The sequence below is a fragment of the Trichococcus pasteurii genome, assembly GCF_900112935.1.
Classification (GTDB): Bacteria; Bacillota; Bacilli; order Lactobacillales; family Aerococcaceae; genus Trichococcus; species Trichococcus pasteurii.
Window position 1 is genome coordinate 63,758 of the sequence record NZ_FONM01000011.1, and the last position, 20,168, is coordinate 83,925.

General features: G+C 47.4%; 18 protein-coding genes, 1 tRNA gene, 1 pseudogene, 1 riboswitch and 1 other annotated feature (1 of these 22 cut by a window edge). Of the genes and pseudogenes, 11 read left to right on the plus strand and 9 right to left on the minus strand.

Annotated features, from left to right (window positions below):
* Nucleotides 1-350 precede the first annotated feature (350 nt).
* The 5 genes from BM184_RS10120 to BM184_RS10140 all read left to right on the plus strand — a co-directional run bounded on the left by BM184_RS10120 (nt 351) and on the right by BM184_RS10140 (nt 6,094).
* Nucleotides 351-2,369: a DHH family phosphoesterase gene (locus BM184_RS10120; protein ID WP_086942852.1), complete on the plus strand. Its 2,019-nt coding sequence runs from the start codon at nt 351-353 to the stop codon at nt 2,367-2,369.
* Nucleotides 2,370-2,372: 3 nt separating this feature from the next.
* Nucleotides 2,373-2,822 carry a 50S ribosomal protein L9 gene (rplI, locus tag BM184_RS10125; protein WP_086942851.1) on the plus strand — a complete coding sequence of 150 codons (450 nt, stop codon included), beginning with the start codon at nt 2,373-2,375 and terminating at the stop codon, nt 2,820-2,822.
* A gap of 282 nt (nt 2,823-3,104) precedes the next feature.
* The gene (gene dnaB / locus BM184_RS10130; RefSeq protein WP_086942850.1) at nt 3,105-4,472 is read left to right on the plus strand and encodes a replicative DNA helicase; all 1,368 of its coding nucleotides are present in this window, start codon (nt 3,105-3,107) and stop codon (nt 4,470-4,472) included.
* A 119-nt stretch (nt 4,473-4,591) separates the two neighbouring features.
* On the plus strand, nt 4,592-5,887 hold the full coding sequence (locus BM184_RS10135) for an adenylosuccinate synthase (protein ID WP_086942849.1): 1,296 nt from the start codon (nt 4,592-4,594) through the stop codon (nt 5,885-5,887).
* 134 nt (nt 5,888-6,021) lie between these two features.
* Nucleotides 6,022-6,094: transfer RNA gene (locus tag BM184_RS10140), tRNA-Lys, on the plus strand.
* 69 nt (nt 6,095-6,163) lie between these two features.
* On the opposite strand, the gene BM184_RS10145 is transcribed toward BM184_RS10140, so the two are convergent.
* Nucleotides 6,164-7,087 carry an AEC family transporter gene (locus BM184_RS10145; RefSeq protein WP_086942848.1) on the minus strand — a complete coding sequence of 308 codons (924 nt, stop codon included), beginning with the start codon at nt 7,085-7,087 and terminating at the stop codon, nt 6,164-6,166.
* 242 nt (nt 7,088-7,329) lie between these two features.
* Between BM184_RS10145 and BM184_RS10150 the strand changes: the two genes are divergently transcribed.
* Together BM184_RS10150 and BM184_RS10155 are read left to right on the plus strand one after the other, a co-directional pair.
* Nucleotides 7,330-10,092, plus strand: coding sequence for a sigma-54-dependent transcriptional regulator (locus tag BM184_RS10150; RefSeq protein WP_086942847.1), 2,763 nt, complete (start codon nt 7,330-7,332; stop codon nt 10,090-10,092).
* A 124-nt stretch (nt 10,093-10,216) separates the two neighbouring features.
* A complete protein-coding gene (locus BM184_RS10155; protein ID WP_086942846.1) occupies nt 10,217-10,465 on the plus strand; it encodes a PTS sugar transporter subunit IIB in 249 nt (82 codons plus the stop codon).
* A gap of 35 nt (nt 10,466-10,500) precedes the next feature.
* Here the strand turns inward: BM184_RS10155 and tnpB are convergent, their stop codons facing one another.
* Nucleotides 10,501-11,601, minus strand: a complete 1,101-nt coding sequence (gene tnpB, locus BM184_RS10160; protein WP_086942845.1) for an IS200/IS605 family element RNA-guided endonuclease TnpB — start codon at nt 11,599-11,601, stop codon at nt 10,501-10,503.
* A 140-nt stretch (nt 11,602-11,741) separates the two neighbouring features.
* Between tnpB and BM184_RS15185 the strand changes: the two are divergent.
* Nucleotides 11,742-11,894, plus strand: a pseudogene (locus BM184_RS15185) (6-phospho-beta-glucosidase); the annotation flags it as partial.
* 132 nt (nt 11,895-12,026) lie between these two features.
* On the opposite strand, the gene BM184_RS10165 reads toward BM184_RS15185, so the two are convergent.
* Entirely contained in the window at nt 12,027-12,428 is a 402-nt protein-coding gene (locus tag BM184_RS10165; RefSeq protein WP_086942844.1) for a nuclear transport factor 2-like protein, read from the minus strand.
* 166 nt (nt 12,429-12,594) lie between these two features.
* On the opposite strand from BM184_RS10165, the gene BM184_RS10170 reads away from it, so the two are divergent.
* Nucleotides 12,595-12,774: a hypothetical protein gene (locus BM184_RS10170; RefSeq protein ID WP_086942843.1), complete on the plus strand. Its 180-nt coding sequence runs from the start codon at nt 12,595-12,597 to the stop codon at nt 12,772-12,774.
* A gap of 6 nt (nt 12,775-12,780) precedes the next feature.
* Here BM184_RS10170 and BM184_RS10175 read toward each other — a convergent pair whose 3' ends face one another.
* Nucleotides 12,781-13,089, minus strand: coding sequence for a hypothetical protein (locus BM184_RS10175; protein WP_086942842.1), 309 nt, complete (start codon nt 13,087-13,089; stop codon nt 12,781-12,783).
* Between the two features lie 158 nt (nt 13,090-13,247).
* Here BM184_RS10175 and BM184_RS10180 point away from each other — a divergent pair, with 158 nt between their 5' ends.
* A complete protein-coding gene (locus BM184_RS10180) occupies nt 13,248-13,937 on the plus strand; it encodes a type 1 glutamine amidotransferase (RefSeq protein WP_086942841.1) in 690 nt (229 codons plus the stop codon).
* 240 nt (nt 13,938-14,177) lie between these two features.
* On the opposite strand, the gene BM184_RS10185 is transcribed toward BM184_RS10180, so the two are convergent.
* From BM184_RS10185 to ribD, 5 genes are read right to left on the minus strand one after another with little or no spacing between them, the layout of a single operon-like run.
* Entirely contained in the window at nt 14,178-14,843 is a 666-nt protein-coding gene (locus BM184_RS10185; protein ID WP_086942840.1) for an HAD family hydrolase, read from the minus strand.
* 6 nt (nt 14,844-14,849) lie between these two features.
* Nucleotides 14,850-15,311, minus strand: coding sequence for a 6,7-dimethyl-8-ribityllumazine synthase (ribH, locus tag BM184_RS10190; RefSeq protein WP_086942839.1), 462 nt, complete (start codon nt 15,309-15,311; stop codon nt 14,850-14,852).
* A gap of 28 nt (nt 15,312-15,339) precedes the next feature.
* Nucleotides 15,340-16,536, minus strand: coding sequence for a bifunctional 3,4-dihydroxy-2-butanone-4-phosphate synthase/GTP cyclohydrolase II (locus BM184_RS10195; protein ID WP_086942838.1), 1,197 nt, complete (start codon nt 16,534-16,536; stop codon nt 15,340-15,342).
* Between the two features lie 22 nt (nt 16,537-16,558).
* Nucleotides 16,559-17,212, minus strand: coding sequence for a riboflavin synthase (locus BM184_RS10200; RefSeq protein ID WP_086942837.1), 654 nt, complete (start codon nt 17,210-17,212; stop codon nt 16,559-16,561).
* A 23-nt stretch (nt 17,213-17,235) separates the two neighbouring features.
* Nucleotides 17,236-18,339, minus strand: a complete 1,104-nt coding sequence (ribD, locus tag BM184_RS10205; RefSeq protein WP_086942836.1) for a bifunctional diaminohydroxyphosphoribosylaminopyrimidine deaminase/5-amino-6-(5-phosphoribosylamino)uracil reductase RibD — start codon at nt 18,337-18,339, stop codon at nt 17,236-17,238.
* Between the two features lie 198 nt (nt 18,340-18,537).
* A riboswitch (FMN riboswitch) is annotated at nt 18,538-18,653 on the minus strand.
* 271 nt (nt 18,654-18,924) lie between these two features.
* On the opposite strand from ribD, the gene argF reads away from it, so the two are divergent.
* Entirely contained in the window at nt 18,925-19,941 is a 1,017-nt protein-coding gene (gene argF / locus BM184_RS10210; protein WP_177208624.1) for an ornithine carbamoyltransferase, read from the plus strand.
* A 60-nt stretch (nt 19,942-20,001) separates the two neighbouring features.
* Nucleotides 20,002-20,168: a binding site (T-box leader), on the plus strand (it continues 60 nt past the right edge of the window).

Consider the following 20,168-nt stretch of genomic DNA (forward strand, 5'->3'; position numbering starts at 1 on the left):
CAGTTATGTTTTGAAAAAATGACCAGTAAAAATGCAGCACTATAATCCGATTTGGGGCCGATGGTGAAGTGAGGTCCGGACGGGGGGACATTTGGACTATCCGTGCCAGAGCACATATGATTTTTCAAGAAAACCTACTTTTCAATGACGAAAACATAGCGATGACCCTTCTCGTTCAGAAAAGCTGCTTTCCGAAATGAGAACATTACCCAGAGGAAATGTTTCACGTGAAACATTCAATTTGACGTTGAGATGTCAACTAATCCCGTTGGAAAGGGCATTATAGCTATTATTATTTGAATATGTTAAAATGTACAAGTGCAAATTGTAGGTTCAGTAAAGGAGCTATCATGAAAATAAAGGAAAAGTTAAAAAATCTTCCTCACTTCATAAAGGCTGACAAGATTAAGGTTCCTTTCCTGATTATCGTGTTCTTATTGCTGCTGATCGTTGTTTTGACTTTCATTGCAGATTGGAAAATAGGAATTGGAATTACGCTCTTATGCGTTGGAATTGTTGGATTCATCAGTTATTCTTCGGAGTATTTGATTGATGAGACAAATCAATACATATCTGACTTATCTTATCGAATCAAAAAAGGTGAACAAGAGGCTTTAATTAAAATGCCTATTGGGATACTTCTATATAATAAGCAAGAAGAAATCCAATGGATGAACCCATATTTAATAAAGTATTTTGGCAAGAAAGATACATTGGGACGTAAGCTGAATGTAGTGGATGAAGAATTATATCAGCTTTTTAAGGAATCGCAGGATTATGTGATACGCCGGGTGAAATGGGGAGATCATTATTTTGATATGATCATTCAAGAGGATATTGGCGTCATTTATTTGATGGATATAACGGAGTATGCCAAAATTGAAGAAAAATACAAAGACGAAAAATTTGTTTTTGGGAATATCATTGTCGACAATTATGATGAGGCTGTTCAATCCATGAACGATCGTAAGCGATCGAATGTAAACAACTATCTGACGAATCAACTCACAAATTGGGCAAACATGAACAATGTCTTTTTGAAACGAGTGGATGATGACCGCTTTATCGCATTGACCAATATGCGTGCATTAAAGAAAATAGAAGAAAACAATTTTGATATCATAAATCAAATAAGGGAAAGAACCTACAAGCAAAATTTTCCGTTGACATTGAGCATGGGTTTCTCATATGAGAAAACGTTTGAGCAGACCAATTTTAAAGAAGTCGCCAAAATGGCGCAGTCGAATATTGATTTGGCCTTGGCAAGAGGTGGCGATCAAGTTGTTGTGAGGGCCGAAAATGAAGATGCTCGTTTTTATGGCGGCAAAACAAATCCAATGGAAAAAAGGACGCGTATCCGTGCGAGAATGATCAGCCAGGCTTTGGAAGAGCTCATTGTTCATGCCGATAAAGTGATCATTATGGGTCATAGTTATCCGGATATGGACGTCATCGGTTCCTGTTTAGGAATCCGCCGCATTTCTCAGATGAACAATCGGGAAGCTTGGATAGTATTGGATCCGCAACAGTTCTCCAATGATGTGAATCGGATTATGCAGGAGATAGACAAAGACCCCTTGATTGCGAAGCGGATCATTTCACCCGAGCAAGCAATGGCGTTGGTTACTTCACAAACGCTTATCGTGATGGTAGATGTCCATCGTCCATCCATGACACCGGCACCTGGGCTTCTGAATCTGTCCAAAAAAATAGTCGTCCTGGATCATCACAGACGCGGACAAGAGTTCCCGAAAGATTCTGTTTTGGTCTATATGGAACCCTACGCTTCTTCCACGTCGGAATTGATCGCGGAACTGTTCGAATATCAATCCAATGAGATGGACGCCATCAATAAGATTGAAGCGACAGCCATGTTGGCGGGGATTATTGTCGATACCCGCAATTTCAGTTTGAGAACCGGATCCAGAACTTTTGATGCTGCCAGTTATCTGCAGTCGAATGGAGCGGACACCGTTCTGATTCAGAAATCACTGAAAGAGGACTTGGATACCTATCTGTTGCGCAGTCATTTGTTGCAGACCATGGAATTTGTGAACGGTAACCTGGCGATCGTCCATGGGGAAGATGAAAAAATCTATGACACGGTCGTCGCCGCTCAAACAGCCGATACGATGTTGTCGATGGAAGCGGTAGATGCTTCATTTGTCGTCACAAAACGCCAGGACGGCAGAGTCGGTATCAGCGCCAGAAGTCTGGGACAATACAATGTGCAGACCATCATGGAAAAATTAGGCGGCGGCGGACATTTATCCAATGCAGCTACGCAGCTAGAGAATACGACAGTCCATGAAGTCGTTGAGAGACTGAAGGCAGTCATAAATCCAGAAAAAATCAAGGAAGGGGAATAATAAATGAAAGTTGTGTTTTTAGAGGACGTTAAAGGTAAAGGCAAAAAAGGGGAAGTCAAAGATGTTGCGGATGGCTACGCTAATTTCCTGATCAAAAACCGTAAAGCTGAAGAAGCGAACGCCGCCACTATTTCCGCATTGAAAGGCCAAAAGAAGGCTGAAGAGAAGAAGCAGGCTGAGGAGTTGGCAGCTGCCCAAGAATTAAAGGCACTTCTGGAGAAAGATGAATCAATCATCAAATTGTCCGCAAAAATTGGCGAAGATGGTCGTTTGTTTGGTTCCATAACGACGAAACAGGTTGCTGAAGCACTGCAAAAGCAACATAATGTTAAATTGGATAAGCGAAAAATTGAATTAGAAAGTCCTATCCGCGCATTGGGTTTCACGAAAATGCCCGTAAAAATTCATCCGGAAGTGACAGCAATATTGACAGTGCAGGTTACGGAAGGGTAATGATTTTCCAAATACAAACGAAAGACAGGGATACCGATCTCTGTCTTTTCGTTTGTTTATGAGTATCACTGAGGCAGCCCCTATAATATAGAAGAAAATAAATCGGACCGCCTCATTCAGCCGGACGACCCCAACAGAACTTTTGATAAAAAGGGAACAAATGTTCTTGTTTGTGAATTGTAAATGTGGCTGATTTAGAGTACAATAAGGAAGCAAAAGATGGGGAAGCCAGCAGCTGTTTCCTTATCGAAATGAATAAAACCTAAAGGGTGAAAATATAAAATGGAAGAAATACTTCAAGATCGCGTACCCCCTCATAGTATAGAAGCAGAGCAATCCGTTCTGGGCTCCATTTTTTTGGATCCTGAAACGGTTGTGAATGTTTTAGAATACCTTGAAACATCTGATTTTTACCGAAAAAATCATCAGATTATTTTTGATGCGATTTTGCAATTGAACAATCGGAATGAAGCGATAGACGTCGTCACCATCGCGAATGAGTTGGATACGAAGAATCAGCTTGAAAATGCTGGCGGCATGGAGTACTTGGCCGAATTGGCCGTTGCCGTGCCCACTTCAGCCAACGTGGAATATTACGCCAAGATAGTGGAAGAGAAATCGATCTTGCGCAATCTGATCCGATCGGCTACAGAAATCGTCCGCAAAGGCTATGAAGAGGGTGATGAACTCGCAGTCATGCTGGACAGTGCCGAACAGAACATCCTTCAGGTATCCGAACGGAGAAACCGATCCGGCTTCATCCGCATATCGGATGTCGTTTCGGCATCGCTGCAGAACATCGAATCGTTGGCTCAACAAAGCGATGACGTCACAGGGGTGCCAACAGGTTACATCGCCTTGGACAAAATGACGGCGGGCCTCCAGAAAGAAGAGCTGATCATCCTGGCAGCACGTCCAGCCGTAGGTAAGACCGCCTTCGCGCTGAACATCGCACAGAATGTCGCAACCAAAGCGGATCAGGTAGTCGCGATCTTCAGTTTGGAGATGGGGGCGGAGTCATTGGTCAACCGGATGCTGTGTGCGGAAGGGAACATTGATGCCGGCCATTTGAGGACAGGGCAACTCTCTGAAGATGAGTGGTCCAACCTGATCATGGCAATGGGGACTTTGGGCCAGTCAAAAATCTTCATAGATGATACGCCGGGTATCCGGATTGCGGAAATCAGGGCAAAAAGCCGTCGTTTGCTGCAGGAACAGGGAAAACTGGGCCTCATCGTGATCGACTATCTGCAGCTGATCGAAGGGAATAACCGCGAAAGCCGCCAACAGGAAGTTTCCGACATTTCGCGTCAATTGAAAAAGCTAGCGAAGGAACTGAAAGTACCGGTCATCGCCCTTTCCCAATTGTCCCGTGGCGTGGAACAAAGGCAAGACAAACGTCCGGTTTTGAGCGATATCCGTGAATCGGGATCGATCGAGCAGGATGCCGATATCGTTGCTTTCCTGTACCGCGACGATTATTACGAACGTGAAGGCGGCGAAGAGTCGGAACGGGATGAGCAAGAGAACAATGTCGTTGAGGTCATCATCGAAAAAAACCGGAGCGGGGCGCGGGGAACCGTAAAGCTCCTGTTCAAAAAGGAATTCAATAAATTTTCTTCGATGAGCTATATGCCGGAAATTAGCTGACCATTTTGGACAAATTGTTCAGAAATGAGCGCTTTTATTTGATTCTTTATTGAAAGACATAGGTAATATTGGTAAACTAGCATAGTGTTATGAATAAATAAGATGAGGTGGAGTAAATAATGACTTCAGTAGTAGTTGTTGGGACTCAATGGGGAGACGAAGGTAAAGGGAAGATTACAGATTTCCTTAGTGAGAATGCAGAAGTAATCGCTAGATATCAAGGCGGAGACAATGCTGGCCACACAATCCAGTTTGATGGCGTTACATACAAATTGCACTTAATTCCATCCGGCATTTTTTATCCAGAAAAAATCAGTGTAATCGGAAACGGTGTAGTAGTGAATCCAAAATCATTGATCAAAGAATTGGCATATTTGAAAGATCACGGCATCAACACGGATAACCTGCGTATTTCCGACCGTGCTCACGTCATTTTGCCTTATCATATTCAATTGGATCAGCTTCAGGAGGATTCAAAAGGCGAAAACAAAATCGGTACGACCATCAAAGGTATCGGGCCAGCTTACATGGATAAAGCAGCGCGTGTCGGTATCCGAGTAGCTGATTTGTTGGACAAAGAAATCTTTGCAGAGCGCCTGAAGATCAACTTGGAAGAAAAGAACCGTCAATTCACAAAAATGTTCGATTCTGTAGAAATCAAATTCGAAGATATCTTTGAAGAATACTATCAGTACGGACAAGAAATCAAAAAATATGTGTGCGATACATCCGTTATCCTGAACGATGTATTGGATGCAGGCAAACGCGTCCTATTCGAGGGCGCTCAAGGGGTTATGCTGGATATCGACCAAGGTACTTATCCATTCGTTACTTCTTCCAATCCTGTTGCCGGTGGTGTAACTATCGGTAGTGGTGTGGGCCCTACCAAGATCGACAAAGTTGTCGGTGTCTGCAAGGCTTACACTTCCCGTGTCGGAGATGGCCCGTTCCCTACTGAATTGTTCGATGAAGTAGGAAGCCAAATCCGCGAAGTTGGCCGTGAATACGGAACAACGACAGGCAGACCGCGCCGTATCGGCTGGTTCGATGCAGTTGTTATGCGTCATTCAAAACGCGTTTCAGGCATCACAAACCTATGCTTGAACTCCATCGATGTTTTGAGCGGATTGGAAACAGTCAAAATCTGTACTGCCTATAAAAATGCTGAAGGCGAATTGATCTACCATTATCCAGCAAGCTTGAAGGAATTGGCTCAATGCACGCCTGTCTACGAAGAGCTTCCGGGCTGGAGCGAAGACATCACTGCTTGCCGTACTTTGGAAGAACTTCCAGAAAATGCACGCAACTATGTCCGCCGCGTTCAAGAAACAGTTGGCGTTCGCATCTCCACTTTCTCAGTGGGACCTGACCGCAACCAGACGAACGTATTGGAAAATGTTTGGGCAAGTATCTAAGACAGTAATGAATACAAAAAAGAGTCCGCATCCGGAGATACTATCCGGAAGTGGACCCTTTTTTTCGTGAAGTTATTGCATTTTATTGAAAAGGAGAGTAAAATAACATTTGTTACGTGATCGGCACGTGATATGGGTAATTAGCTCAGTTGGCAGAGCAGCTGACTCTTAATCAGCGGGTCGGGGGTTCAAGCCCCTCATTACCCATACTTCTTAATAAAAAATCCTTGGAACAGTGAAGTAATTTTCTTCACTGTTTCCAAGGATTTTTTTGTTTTATAAATAATACAGAATGACGAAGATGGGCATGGTCACGATACATACCAGCGTGGTCATGATATTGATCGAGCCAGCATACTCCGCATCTTTGTTATGCACTTGTGCGAATTGCGTAACGGTGGATGCCGCGGGGGTTACAGTCGCCAAAAAGGTGATCAGCAATATTTCCATGCCGTTATCAACTAAACGGTCAGCATTGCTGAGTTTCAGCAACGGCAGAATGACGGCCGGACAAAGGATCATTCTGAAGAAGGTGATCACATAAACTTTTTTGCTTGTGAAGATTTGCTTCATATCCATTCCGGCAACAATCATGCCTGTGATCAGCATACCCATCGGTCCGATCATAGTGCCGATTGAACCCAATGTTTCATTGAGCATAGCCGGGAGTCTGATCCCTGACAGCATGGATACGACTCCTAAAAAAATGGCGATCATGTTTACATTCAAAATGATTTTTCGGACATTGGGTTTCTTTTCTTTTGAGAACATCAATTTGCAATGCGTCCACAGAAAAATCAATTGTACGGACACAAACGCGGTGGAATAGATGACCCATTCAGGCCCCAAAACGGAGGTTACGATGGGAATGATCAAATTGCCCGCATTAGAATAGATGATCGATGCAATATCTATTTCCTCAAAATTGAACAATCTGCCTGAGACATGCCCAATTATTAGCAGCAGTATATGGATGGCGACAGCCGCAACAAAGGCCAGCATCAATCCTTCTCTGATTTCCTGCTTGAAGTCGACCTGAAAGGCGCTGAGTATGACTGCAGGCATAATCAGATAGAGGGATATTTTTGACAAGACTACACTTTCCTCTGTTTTTACAACTTTCAGTTTAACAATTACATAGCCCAAAATCATGATGAGAAAAAGTTGGACAATTTTACGCACCAATAACAAACTGATCATTTACAGCCTCCCTAATGTATCAACCGGTCCTTATTTTGCATAAAGCCTATTATATATCATCTTCTCGCTGTCTACTAGTTTACTTGGAATTCATGCAAAGCAATAACCGTATTCTTTGTTTTTAAATTTTTCAGCAGGCACTGCAAATAATGACCGTAATCTGATATTTTTATATTCTTACATGATTAAAGTATGGTACGATTATAATTAGAATGTAAACGTTTGCCGAGGGGTGATGATTTTTGCAGAGGATTGAAAAAGTGCTCGAGGCATTGGGCATGCTTTACGAGGAGAAGAAGCAGGGCATAACAGCCGAGGAAATCGCCTATAGATTGAAAAGCGACAGAAGCAATATTTCGCGTGATCTGAATCAGCTGCATAAAGAAAAACGCTGCTACAAAGAAAAAACAAGGCCGGTTCGTTTTTTCCCGTGCACACGCAAGGTGCTCCAACAGGTTGCGGCACCGAAGGAAACACCCAGAATCGTGGACATGGATAACTTCCTGAAGAAGAATCCCAGCCTTTTCCATCAGATTGAGCAAGGAAAGGCGGCGATCCTGTATCCAGGAGATGGCATGCATATGCTGTTGCTGGGCGAAACCGGTGTCGGCAAGTCGTTGTTTGCCGATTTGTTGCACAAATACGGCATCCAATCGGGGAAACTGGAGGGATCTTCCCCCTTCATCCAGTTCAATTGCGCTGATTATGCCCATAATCCGCAGCTGTTGATGAGCCAACTGTTTGGCCATGCAAAAGGGGCTTACACGGGTGCGGAAACAAATAAGACAGGGCTTCTCGAGAAGGCGAACGGAGGCATCCTTTTTTTGGATGAAATCCACCGGTTGCCGATCGAAGGGCAGGAGATGCTGTTCACCTACATCGACCGCGGTGTTTTCCGGCCGCTCGGTGAATCCGAAAAAGATCACCATGCCAGTGTCCTGATCATCGGAGCGACTACCGAAAAAAAGGACACGCTTCTGAAGACATTCATCCGCAGGCTGCCGATCATCATCGATCTGCCGAGTTTGAGGGAAAGGTCGATCGAGGAACGCCATCAGCTGTTCGATGCCTTCGTCCAGCAGGAAGTCGATCAGTTGGGAGTGCCAATGTATTTCAGCAAGAATGCGCTGAAAGCCTTTCTGCATTACAAATGCGAATTGAATATCGGGCAATTCAAAGCGGATATCCGGATCGCTTTCGCGAAAAGCTATGCCCGGTTTTTGGCCGTCAAAGAGGATTATCTGAAAGTCAGCAGCAAAGATCTGCCGGATTATATCCGGGCGGGGCTGCTCAGCAATGCGGATCACCGCCAGATGTGGTCGAAATACGAGGGGACGAACCGACAGGCAATCCAGTATCTGCCCTCCAACGCTACCGTTCCGGAAGTCAGTGCACCGAGCGAAAGCACCATCTACCGGGAAATGAACACACGCTATCGGGAATTGGAGAAGAACAAAGCCAGTGCGGAAGAGATCCAAAAAGCAATGGAGCACGATCTGAAGACGTATTTCAAATTGACAGGAGAAAAAGAACAGCGTTTCTGCAACAAAGAAAACCTGATTGCGCTCGTGCCGGACAACATCATCAAGGAACTCGAAAAAATCCTCCGCCATGTCACAATCAAGACCGGCAAGGTGGTGAGCGATAAGGTGTTCCAGATGATGGCAATCCATATCTACAACCTTGTGAAGCGAAGCCAACAGGATCATGTGCTGAAGAACGATATGCATGAAGCGATCATCGACAAGTATCCGGAGATGTACGGCGTTGCGAAAGAATGCATGGCCATTTTGGAAGCGGATCTGGGTGTGCGCATTCCGGAAGAGGAAGCGAGCTACTTCATCATGTTCCTGACGCACGATGAGATGGATGCGATCGAAAGATTGGCGAAAGTACAGGTCATCGTGATTGCGCACGGATCAGGGATTGCGTCGGCACTTTGCGACACGGCAAACCAACTGCTGAACCATGAGGGGGCCATCGGGATCAATGCGCGCTTGGATGAGGAGCCCCAGCAAGTGTTCGAAAGGCTGGTCCGCTACATCAAAAACCATCAGATTACGGATGATATCCTGCTGCTGGTGGATATGGGCAGTCTGACGACTTTTGCGGGGGAACTGGAGAAACTGTTTCCCTTGAAGGCCGAGTCCATCCCACTCGTGAGCACGATGCATGTCCTCGAGGCAAGCAGAAAAGCGATGATCGGCTGCAGTTTGCGTGAAGTCTATGTCGAAACGCTGAAGGTGAACGATTATATGGCCATTTATCAGGACAGGAAGGCGTTGGAACAGGTGCAGAAGCCGAAAGTGCGGCCGCAAGCCACCGATTCGTTCCATTTCCGACCGTTGGCGATCATTTCGATCTGCCTGACCGGCGAAGGGACGGCCGTAACGATCCGTGACATCATCCGCAAGGAGATTTCCTTTGATGAGAAGGAAATCACGATCGTGCCGATCAATCTCGTGGGCAAGGAGAGTATTTATGCGCGCCTTCAGGAATCGACGAAGGAATACGAAATCATCTGTGTCATCAGTACCTTTGCGATCAAAACGGAGTATCCGACCTTTGAACTGTATACGGTCATGAACCGGGCGGGACTGCAAAGGATTCAGGACTGCATCGACGAAATCTATACGTATCGTTCGATAAAGGAAACGATCCTGAAGTATTACGACATGCCCGAAATAGAGGAGCTGCTGTCCAGCATTTATCGCTTCAACGATGAAGTGAACGAAATGATGAGCCCATCCCTATTCGTGAGCGATAAGATCGGCCTTTCTTTCCATATCATCGGCATGCTGCGGAAAATCAAGCGCAAGGAACAGATTCCGCATTTTGAAAAAGGGATGGTTTCATTTCCGCAGGACAAATATATCGTTCCGAAAATCAAGAATCTCTTCCTGGATTATTTCCGGGAGCATCTGGAGATGATCAACGAAGACATGCTGAACCATGTCGCGTACGCTTATTTGGCCCGAAGTGTGTCCTATACAGCGAATGGCTGACACACAAGTGCACAATTCAAAAAAATCTGTGTCGTTTCGGCGACACAGATTTTTTTGTTGCGTGATGCGGTGCGCTTAGTGTGTGTTGGCACGGTTTTTGCATATCTATACAGGTGGGGATTGCATGACAGTATCAATTATGTTGGCCTGTACAGGAGGTTTCTCGACCAGCATACTGGTTGAATGGGTGAAGAATACGGCAAAAGAAAAAGTGGATAAGCTAATCCAGAATATCGATATTCTCCTGCTGGGCCTGCAAGTTGGTTACATGGAAGAGAGCGTGAACTACTCACGACCCAAGCCGCGAGCTTCCTACGAACTCCTTCCTTACCTGCGTATGTCTTTGCAGGCAGCGGGAATGGATATTGAGTAGGCTCAAAAGGCAGTACCTGCCTCGTGTGTTTTCTTTTACTTGGCCAAAGCCAAGAGGTTCTTGCTGGCATTGATGTCCCGGTCGTGGGTTGTACCGCAAGCCGGGCAGGTCCAGTCGCGGATATGCAGGGCTTTCTTGCCGTCTCTGTGTCCACATGCGGAACAGATTTGGGTGGATGGGTAAAACCTGTCAGACTTGATGAGCGTTCGGACTTTCCATTCAGCTTTGTAGGCCAACTGCCTGCAAAATTCGGACCAACTGACATCCCCAATCGCTTTCGCAAGTTTGTGGTTCTTCATCATATTCGAACTCCGCAGAGTTTCGATCACGATGACTTGGTTTTCGTCCGTGATTTTATTGGAGAGTTTGTGCAGGAAGTCCTTGCGTTGGTTCGCAATCTTTTCGTGTTTTTTGGCCAGTACCAAGCGTGCCTTTTCTCGGTTTTTGCTGCCTTTTTGCTTGCGGGACAAGGCGCGTTGGGCTTTCTTGACTTTCTGTTCGGACTGGTATAGGCATTTCGGGTTCGCATGTTTCACGGATTCGTCGGCATCATTTGTGGTGACGGCGAAATCAGAAATGCCGAGATCGATGCCGATTTTGTGTTCCACCGGCAGCCATTCGGGCGTTTCCTGTTCCACTAAAATGGAAATGAAATAATTGCCTGCCTTGTTCATGGAAATCGTACAGGACTTGATCAGTCCGTCAAACCCCCGGTGTTGCTTGATTGTGACGAAGCCGATTTTCGGCAGTTTGATGTTTCCGTTTTCGATGCGGATGTTTCCGCCTTGGTTGTTGGTGGTGTAGGACGCTTTTGACTTGTGCTTGGTTTTGAATTTCGGATGACCGACGGATTTGTCGCGGAAGAAGTTTTTGTAGGCCTTGTTCAGGTTTTGGCTGGCATTCGCCAAGGCCAGGTTGTCCACTTCTTTCAGGAACGGGAATTCCTCTTTGAAGGAAGTGTAGGTCCTCGGCTTGATGGATTTCAGCAGTTCTTTGTCGTCTTTGTAGGTTTCGTAAATTTCTTTTCGGTCAGCCAGCATCTGATTGTAGACAAATCTTGCGGAGCCGAAGCAATTGGTGAAAAATTCTTTCTGTATTTGATTGGGATGTAAACGGAACTGATAGGCTTTCAGCATGAAACTCACCTCCTTGGCTTCATTATACATCTTCGAACGTGTGTTCGCAAAATGTAAAGAAAAAAACGTTCTAACGCACTTCTTCAAATGTACAGATAAGTTTACAATGTGGTCAGGGTGCAATCCAAAATAACAAATATATCAGTGCCAGCACAAGCGAAATGTCCAAACGTTACGGCTTTATCTACGTCGATCAGGATGACGAAGGCAAAGGCAGCCTGAAACGCAGCAAAGAAGATTCGTTCCAAGGGTACAAAAAGGTCATCGTTTCAAACGGGGCCGATCTGGACTGAATGTCCGAACAGTCCTTGAACGACTGATCGATTTGCCGCAACTAGGATAAAATGAACAGCCTCCGGAATTCCGTGTGATGCGGATTTTCGGAGGCTGTTTTATGTCGTTTTGATGCTTTAAGAGCGTGGGTATCAGTGAGCGGATAATGGTTTGTCGGACAAGGCCCAGCCTTCAATGACTCGTACCCCGATCGGTTCGGGATTTTCTTTGAATTTGACGAACTCCATCGTCTTCTGTTCGATCCGTTCGCCAGTGCGTTTGTCGATGATATATACGACATAGCGGATGGCACCCCATTCACCTTCCACAATCATATTATGGAATTCGCCCAGTTCGATGTCATAGGCTTGGAAAAGTTGCCCCATCATGTCCGTGTACTGTTGCAAGGTCAGACGGTCGCTGTAGACATTGTAGTGCGCATCCGGTTCATAAAGCGTTTCGCACCAGTCCAACCAAGCATCGTACCCATTGTTCCAATTTTTGAATCCTTGCTCAAACCGCTCTCTGATCGCATTCTCAAAATTCTGACTCATTATTTTTCCTCCTTTGGTTTGGCTTACTTTTTATGTTCTGTAAACCTTGGTATAACTATAACTGGAGGAGATAAACTGAGCGTAAACTTTGCGATGCGGGCCAAAAAGAATAAAAATATCGGGACGTTTGTTGTATGATAGTAAAAAATGCAGAGGAGGAATCGTGATGGTGGAACTGGATCGGTTGGTCAAACTGCTTGTGGAGAAGATGCTGCGGTCGTCCAAAAAACCGGAGCCAAGCGAGAGTGGGACCGATGACGAAAAATTGGTAGGGAATAAACCCCAAGAGCGTGTTTCGGAAGAAGAAGCCAAAGACGAAAAGGACGAAAAAATGCCTGAAGGGTGATTCCCTTCAGACATATTGGAGCAGTTCGTCATAATAAAGTTTTGTGATCAATTCCCGATCGGCCGTAGTGGGTTTGTCGATGTAGATGACGTATTCGGCGTCCCAGGTATAGGCTGATGTGCCTTCCAAAAACGGATTTTCTACGGGCGTTTCGGTTTCCAATTCGGCGATGAGGACGGCGATGTAGTCTTCACTTTCGGTTTCGTCGTGGAAGTCGAAGTCATCGCTTGTCTCGATGTAGAGTTTGTAGGCTTTGTTCGGGTGCTCGGCTTTGAATTTTTTGATGATCGCAATTTCTTTGTCCAGGTTTCTCATGGTGCTTGCTCCCTTCGGAAACGGCTTTGGATCAAGTGTTTTCTATAGGTCTATCATAACATTCCCGACCTGCATCTGCACTCAATAACGCAGAGTTGGGTGACGATTACGGGATAATGGATTATGATGGGAATAAACAATTTTGAGGAGGGATCAGCATGCAAATCGCAATTTTGCAGCACGTAGATTTTGAAGGGCCAGGGGAAATCGAGAATTGGTGCCGGCAGACCGGGACCGACTACAAAATCTACCGTCTATTTCTGGGGGAGGCTTTGCCGAAAGCGGAGGAAACGGATTTCCTGGTGATATTGGGCGGTCCCATGAGCGTTTTGGATGAACTGCCGTGGCTGGAAGAGGAGCGCCAGCTTATCCGCGCACTCATCAGCCATGGCAAGTCGGTCTTCGGTGTTTGTCTGGGCGGACAGCAGATCGCCAAAGCTTTGGGTGCTGCTATTTTTCAGGGGGAATACCGGGAAGCGGGCTGGCTGCCGATCCGAACGATAAGCTCGACAACTGTCGGCGCTCTGCCTGAGGAACTGGTCGTGTTCCATTGGCACGGGGAGCAATTCGGCTTGCCGGAAGGAGCGGAGCACCTGTTCGCAAGCGACATCTGTCCGAATCAAGGTTTTGTCTATAAAGGTAACGTGATCGGCTTGCAGTTCCATTTCGAGTCCACAAAGGAGAGCATCGAGAGCATTCTCCAGAACGATGCGGCATTCTTGGATGGCACCGCCTATACGCAGACGGCAGCAGAAATCCGGAATTATCCGATTCCCGCGAGCAACCGGGAGCTGCTTTATCGATTGTTGGACCGGTTGAAAGCTAGCGTTCCGGATTGGACAGCATAAAGCAGGCGCAATCGATAGGATGGGTGAATCGGAATTTCCGGTGAAAGTGTGCTTCGTCGGTTGTTCGTCATGTGCCTCCTTGCGAACAGTCGAGGAATCCTCGTTGTGTTTGCTGATGTGCAGGCGCTACTTTGCGAACAATCAAGGAATCTACTTTGTGTCGGCTGTTACACGTTTAGGCACCTCATATCCGCAAAGCGCAGAAAGAGGCTGGGACAAAATCCCAGCCTCTTTCGATGTTTACAGCAAGTCATTCAATTCGCGGATATCGTCTATCAGTGCATCCGCCGATTCCAATTCACCGGGAAAACCGAAGCCGTAGCGGCAACCCACTGTGCGGACGGGATGATGTTCGGCGACTTCGATGTCCTGGAAACGGTCGCCCACAATCAGGTAATCGTCAGGAAAAACAGCTCGGATCGATTCGAAGATTTCGTATTTTGGGATGAAGCTGAAGTCTTCAGTGCAGTACATGCCGTCGAAGTAGCGGTCCAAGCCGAAGCTTTCCCGGTGGGCTTCCATATAGGCGCGGCTGCAGTTGCTCAAGAAGACCAAGCGGTAGCCTTTCAGCTTCAATGCCTGCAGTGTTTCCAGCGCGCCCTCGTAAAGGACAGCCTGCCCGGTTTGGGCTTTTTCCAGCAGAATCTGTCCGATCATTTTTGAGGCCTTCGATTGGACAGATTCGTCCAGGTCGGGCATGAAATTTTCCCACATGGCTTTGCTGCTGTAGCCCAGCCACTTCGTGATTTCCGCATCCTCCCAATCTCTGGGTGCGGCGTGGCCGGCTTCAACGAGGTAAGCATAGGCTTGTTTGAAAGCGTGGATGTAATTCTTGGTGCTGTCATGGAGGGTGCCGTCATAGTCAAGGATGATGGTGTGGACCTCTTTGAACATTAGTTTTTCCATAGACTTTTATAGATTTTTGAGCAGGTTGGCCATTTCGATGGCAGATACAGCACAATCATAGCCTTTGTTGCCCGCTTTCGTACCGGCGCGCTCGATGGCTTGTTCGATCGTGTCGGTCGTCAGGACGCCGAAGATGACCGGAACGCCTGTACTCATGGAGGCTGTCGCTACGCCTTTTGAAACTTCCGAGCAGACGTAATCGAAATGCGCCGTTGCGCCCTTGATGACGGCGCCCAAAGTGATGACGGCATCATATTTTCCGGAAGCCGCCATTTTTTGTGCGACCAATGGGATTTCGTATGCACCTGGCACCCATGCCAAGTCGATGGCATCTTCAGCCACGCCATGGCGTTTCAAACCGTCCAAGGCGCCGCCCACCAATTTTGAGCCGATGAATTCGTTGAATCTTGCCACCACGATCGCGATTTTTAAATCCTGTGCAATTAATTGTCCTTCGATGATGTTCATTTTGTTTTCCTCCTGTTTGGTTGTTTTTTTATAAATCCAAGTAGTGACCCATCTTTTGTTTCTTTGTTTCCATATAACGCTGCGTTTCGTCGAAGATCTCGAGTTGGATCGGAATCCGTTCGGTGATCTTCAGGCCGTGCTTTTTCAATCCTTCAATCTTAAGCGGGTTGTTGGTCAAAAGCCGGATTTCTTTCACGCCCAAATCCTGCAGCATCTCGTCGGCCATGTAGTATTCGCGCAGATCGCTGGGGAATCCCAGCATCAGGTTGGCGTCAACCGTATCGTAGCCTTGGTCCTGCAGCGCATAAGCGTGGATTTTGTTGACGAGGCCGATGCCGCGGCCTTCCTGACGCAAGTAGACCAAGACCCCTCGGCCAGCCTCGGCGATTTGCTTCATGGCCGCGTCCAATTGCTGGCCGCAGTCGCAGCGTTTCGATCCGAAGACATCGCCGGTCAAGCATTCGGAATGGACGCGCACCAGAACGGGTTCTTCCGTCGTGACATCGCCCATGACCAAGGCGACATGGTGCTCGTCCGCATCGATCTTGCTCACGTAAGTGTAGATGTCGAATTCACCGTATTTGGTAGGGAGTTTGGCTTGGCCTTCGCGCTTGTAGAGCTGTTCGTTCTCCTTGCGGTAGGCGATCAGGTCAGCAATCGTACCGATCTTCAAGTCATGCTCTTTGGCGAAAGTGATCAGTTCGGCCGTGCGCATCATCGTGCCGTCATCGGCCATGATTTCGCAGCAGAGACCCGCCGGCTTCAATCCGGCCAAACGCGCCAAATCGACGGTGGCTTCAGTGTGGCCGTTACGCGCGAGCACGCCGTTGTCCACTGCCTTCAGCGGGAAGATATGGCCCGGTCTGCGGAAATCCTCGGGCTGCGCGTCATCCTCGACTGCCTTCATGACGGTCAAAGAGCGTTCGAAGGCCGAGATGCCGGTGGTCGTCTCGACATGGTCGATGGCGACGGTGAAGGCTGTCCCGTGATTATCGGTGTTGCGGTCCACCATCGGAGTCAGCACCAGTTTTTCGGTGAGTATCCGATCCATCGGCATGCAGATCAAGCCTTTCGCATAGATGGCCATGAAATTGATGTTTTCCGGCGTCGCGAATTCCGCCGCACAGATCAGATCGCCTTCATTTTCGCGATCCTCATCATCGACCAGCACAATAATTTTGCCGGCTTTGATGTCCGCGATGATTTCTTCAGATGTATTGAACATATATGTTTCCCTCCTCTTTCTTTCAGAAGAAGCCGTTCTCTTTCAAGAAAGCTTCAGATAGGTTGCTTTGTTTTGATTGTATCTGCGGGCTCAGGCCCAGCAGTTTTTCCACGTATTTTCCGATGATGTCGCACTCCAGATTGACCGTGTCGCCCAATTTCTTCTCAAGCAAAATCGTCTCTGCTCCAGTATGGGGAATGATGGATACCTGGAACGATTGGCTATCGACTGTCGCAACCGTCAGGCTGACGCCGTCGATGGCGATCGAGCCTTTTTCAATGATGTAGCGGAGCAGCTCCGGTCCGGCTGAGACGGTGATCCAGACGGCATTATCGTCCTTGCGGTATTCCTTGATCGAGCCGGTCCCGTCGATGTGGCCGCTGACGATGTGGCCGCCCAATCGGGTGTCGAGCTGAAGCGCCCGTTCCAGATTGACACGGCCGCCCATCTGCAGGGAGCCTAGATTGGAGCGCTGCAGCGTTTCCGGCATGACGTCGGCATCGAAGGCATCCTTATGCAGCTTCGTTACCGTCAGGCAGACACCGTTGGTGGATATGCTGTCGCCGATTTTTGTCCCGACCAGCACTTTTTTTCCGCCGACCGTGACGATGGAAGATTTTTGGCCATGGCGGATGCCTTTTAAGGTGCCGACTTCTTCGATGATTCCAGTAAACATGAATTTCCTCCCACTTTCCGTTGTTATTCTTTCTTGGAGATGTAGCCTTCCAAGAGGATGTCTTCCCCGACGGTGCTGGCTTTCAGCTCGATTACGCTGAAAGCCTGGCTCAGCTTCTCGATGCCATCTCCTCCGACAGGTGTTTTTGCCGTTTCCCCCCCGATCAGTTTCGGGGCGATATAGATCTGCACCTTGTCGACGATGCCTGCCTTCAGGGCGGAAAAGTTCAAGGTTGCGCCGCCTTCCAGGAGGATGCTGTCGATGCCGCGCTCCCCGAGGACTTTCATCAATGCCTTCAGGTCGGTCTGTCCGTCCTTGGCAGGTACAGTCACGATTTCGATGCCGGCTGCTTCGAGCAGGGCGGCTTTATTGCGATCCGCCCGTTCTGTCGTTGCGATAAGAGTTTTGGCCACGTCCTGATCCTGGAGCACTTTTGCTTCCATAGGGATGCGCAAGGTGCTGTCGACGATGATCCGCAGCGGATTTTTTCCTCCCGGAATGCGGGAAGTCAGCTGCGGAGCGTCCGTGATGACGGTCTGGACACCGACCATGATGCCGCTGAGGGCGCTGCGCAGTTGATGCACGCGTTCCCTTGCGGCAGGTCCCGTAATCCATTGCGATTCTCCGGTCCGGGTCGCAATCTTTCCGTCCAGGGACATCGCTGCTTTCATAACGACGAAGGGCTCTTTTTTGACGATGTATTTCATGAATATTTCATTCAAACGGCTGCTTTCTTCGGCCAGGACACCTGTCACCACTTCGATGCCGGCATCCTGCAGTTTCTTGACTCCGCGACCGGAAACCAATGGATTCGGATCCAAAGCCGCGATGACGACCCGCCCGATCTTCTTTTCGATGATCTTGTCGGAGCAGGGCGGTGTTTTGCCGAAATGGGAGCAGGGTTCCAAAGTCACGTAGATGGTTGCGCCGGCCACATCTTCTGTTGCCGAGCGGAACGCGTTCACTTCAGCATGGCCTTCCCCGATTTTTTCGTGGTAGCCTAATCCGATGATGCGTCCGTCCTTGACGATGATGGCGCCGACCATCGGATTTGGTGCGACGGCCCCGCGGCCTTTCTCTGCAAGTTCCAGAGCCATTTGCATAAAGTGTGTATCTTTATCGTGCATCTTTACGTGCCTCCCTTTTCCAAAATAAAGAGCCCTGAACAGTTTCTGCTTCAGGGCTCGACAAAGGAAGGCCAGCTAAACAAAGCCAAAAAATCCCTGGGTATAGACTACACCCAGGGATTGACATTCCGGTCATGAACGGATGGCACGAAAGCGTTTTTATGAAAAATATACGCAGCGTGCCACTCGATAAATGGTTATTGTCTTCTTTCATCCAGACTCTGACTGTCGGCTTCGGAATCTAACCGAATCTGCCTTTACGGCTCGTGGGCTTTACCACCGGTAGGGATTTTCACCCGTCCCTGAAGACTATTCAATTAAGTTGTCTCTAGGATAATCCCAATCCGTACTATTGTCAAATAAAAGTTTTTGCAAACAAATGTTCAACGGCTGACGGGTTTCCGAAGCGGCAAAAGTCAGTCTTTTGCTTGATGAATCAGGCCTTATACTATATATATGATTAAAATAAAGTTTGTAATTAATTAGAATTGGGTATAAAATGAGTCCAATAATAGTTGCATCATGACTCGGAAATGATCGTTCGCAAGAGCATCAGTGAGAATAAAATTAAAAGGGGATGGCAGAATTTTGGAACAAGTATTTCAAGGAAGAAGCTTATTGGCGGAAAAAGATTTCACTCGGGAAGAATTGGAGTATCTGATTGATTTTTCAGCGCATCTGAAGGATCTGAAAAAACGGAATATTCCGCACCGTTATCTTGAAGGCAAAAACATTGCCCTTTTGTTCGAAAAAGCCTCCACGCGTACCAGAGCCGCTTTTACAGTGGCTGCCATCGATCTTGGGGCACATCCTGAATACCTCGGGAAAAATGATATCCAATTGGGCAAAAAGGAATCCGTTGAGGACACCGCTAAAGTGCTCGGCAGCATGTTCGACGGTATCGAATTCCGCGGTTTCAGCCAAAAGACCGTCGAAGACCTGGCGAAATATGCCGGTGTACCGGTATGGAATGGCTTGACTGACGACTGGCATCCGACTCAAATGATCGCCGATTTCCTGACGGTCAAAGAGCATTTCGGCAAGTTGGCCGGACTTAAGTTGGTCTATGTAGGGGATGGACGCAACAATGTCGCCAACAGCTTGTTGGTTACCGGCGCTATCCTTGGCGTTAACATCACGATCTGCGCGCCGGAATCGTTGTTCCCGACCGATGGATTGGTTGAGATGGCACAGAAATTCGCTGAAAAGAGCGGCAGCAAAATCGAAATCACGGCCGATGTGGCCAAAGGCGTAAAAGCGGCTGATGTCCTTTATACCGATGTATGGGTATCGATGGGTGAAGAGGATAAATTTGAGGAGCGCATCGAATTATTGACGCCATATCAGATCAACATGGAAATGATTGAGAAGACCGGAAATGATGATGTGATCATGTTGCATTGCTTGCCGGCTTTCCATGATACTAAAACGCAATACGGGCAGGAAATCGCGGAAACATTCGGCATGCGCGAGATGGAAGTGACCGATGCCGCCTTCCGCAGCAAGCACGGTCTTCAGTTTGAACAAGCCGAAAATCGCATGCATTCCATCAAGGCAATCATGGCTGCGACCTTAGGAAATTTATTTATTCCAAAAGTTTGATTGACAAAGTGAAAAACAGATGATAAATTTAATGCAAATGTCAAACAACATCTAACACAAACAAAAACTTTGACAAGAAGAGTAATCCATTTGCACAGTGAAGCGAACCTTGGAGGGTGAAAGCAAGGTCAACCGCGATGGATGAACAGGAACTTTGAGTTGATAAGCTGAATGTGAACCATAAAGTTTAATCCGGTTGCCCCGTTATCGCAAAAGTAGCAATACTT

Excerpts from the sequence above, each read along its gene's own strand:
- BM184_RS10120 (WP_086942852.1), top strand. The coding sequence starts at position 351 with ATGAAAATAAAGGAAAAGTTAAAAAATCTTCCTCACTTCATAAAGGCT.
- rplI (WP_086942851.1), top strand. The coding sequence starts at position 2,373 with ATGAAAGTTGTGTTTTTAGAGGACGTTAAAGGTAAAGGCAAAAAAGGG.
- dnaB (WP_086942850.1), top strand. The coding sequence starts at position 3,105 with ATGGAAGAAATACTTCAAGATCGCGTACCCCCTCATAGTATAGAAGCA.
- BM184_RS10135 (WP_086942849.1), top strand. The coding sequence starts at position 4,592 with ATGACTTCAGTAGTAGTTGTTGGGACTCAATGGGGAGACGAAGGTAAA.
- BM184_RS10145 (WP_086942848.1), bottom strand. The coding sequence starts at position 7,087 with ATGATCAGTTTGTTATTGGTGCGTAAAATTGTCCAACTTTTTCTCATC.
- BM184_RS10155 (WP_086942846.1), top strand. The coding sequence starts at position 10,217 with ATGACAGTATCAATTATGTTGGCCTGTACAGGAGGTTTCTCGACCAGC.
- tnpB (WP_086942845.1), bottom strand. The coding sequence starts at position 11,601 with ATGCTGAAAGCCTATCAGTTCCGTTTACATCCCAATCAAATACAGAAA.
- BM184_RS10165 (WP_086942844.1), bottom strand. The coding sequence starts at position 12,428 with ATGAGTCAGAATTTTGAGAATGCGATCAGAGAGCGGTTTGAGCAAGGA.
- BM184_RS10170 (WP_086942843.1), top strand. The coding sequence starts at position 12,595 with ATGGTGGAACTGGATCGGTTGGTCAAACTGCTTGTGGAGAAGATGCTG.
- BM184_RS10175 (WP_086942842.1), bottom strand. The coding sequence starts at position 13,089 with ATGAGAAACCTGGACAAAGAAATTGCGATCATCAAAAAATTCAAAGCC.
- BM184_RS10180 (WP_086942841.1), top strand. The coding sequence starts at position 13,248 with ATGCAAATCGCAATTTTGCAGCACGTAGATTTTGAAGGGCCAGGGGAA.
- BM184_RS10185 (WP_086942840.1), bottom strand. The coding sequence starts at position 14,843 with ATGGAAAAACTAATGTTCAAAGAGGTCCACACCATCATCCTTGACTAT.
- ribH (WP_086942839.1), bottom strand. The coding sequence starts at position 15,311 with ATGAACATCATCGAAGGACAATTAATTGCACAGGATTTAAAAATCGCG.
- BM184_RS10195 (WP_086942838.1), bottom strand. The coding sequence starts at position 16,536 with ATGTTCAATACATCTGAAGAAATCATCGCGGACATCAAAGCCGGCAAA.
- BM184_RS10200 (WP_086942837.1), bottom strand. The coding sequence starts at position 17,212 with ATGTTTACTGGAATCATCGAAGAAGTCGGCACCTTAAAAGGCATCCGC.
- ribD (WP_086942836.1), bottom strand. The coding sequence starts at position 18,339 with ATGCACGATAAAGATACACACTTTATGCAAATGGCTCTGGAACTTGCA.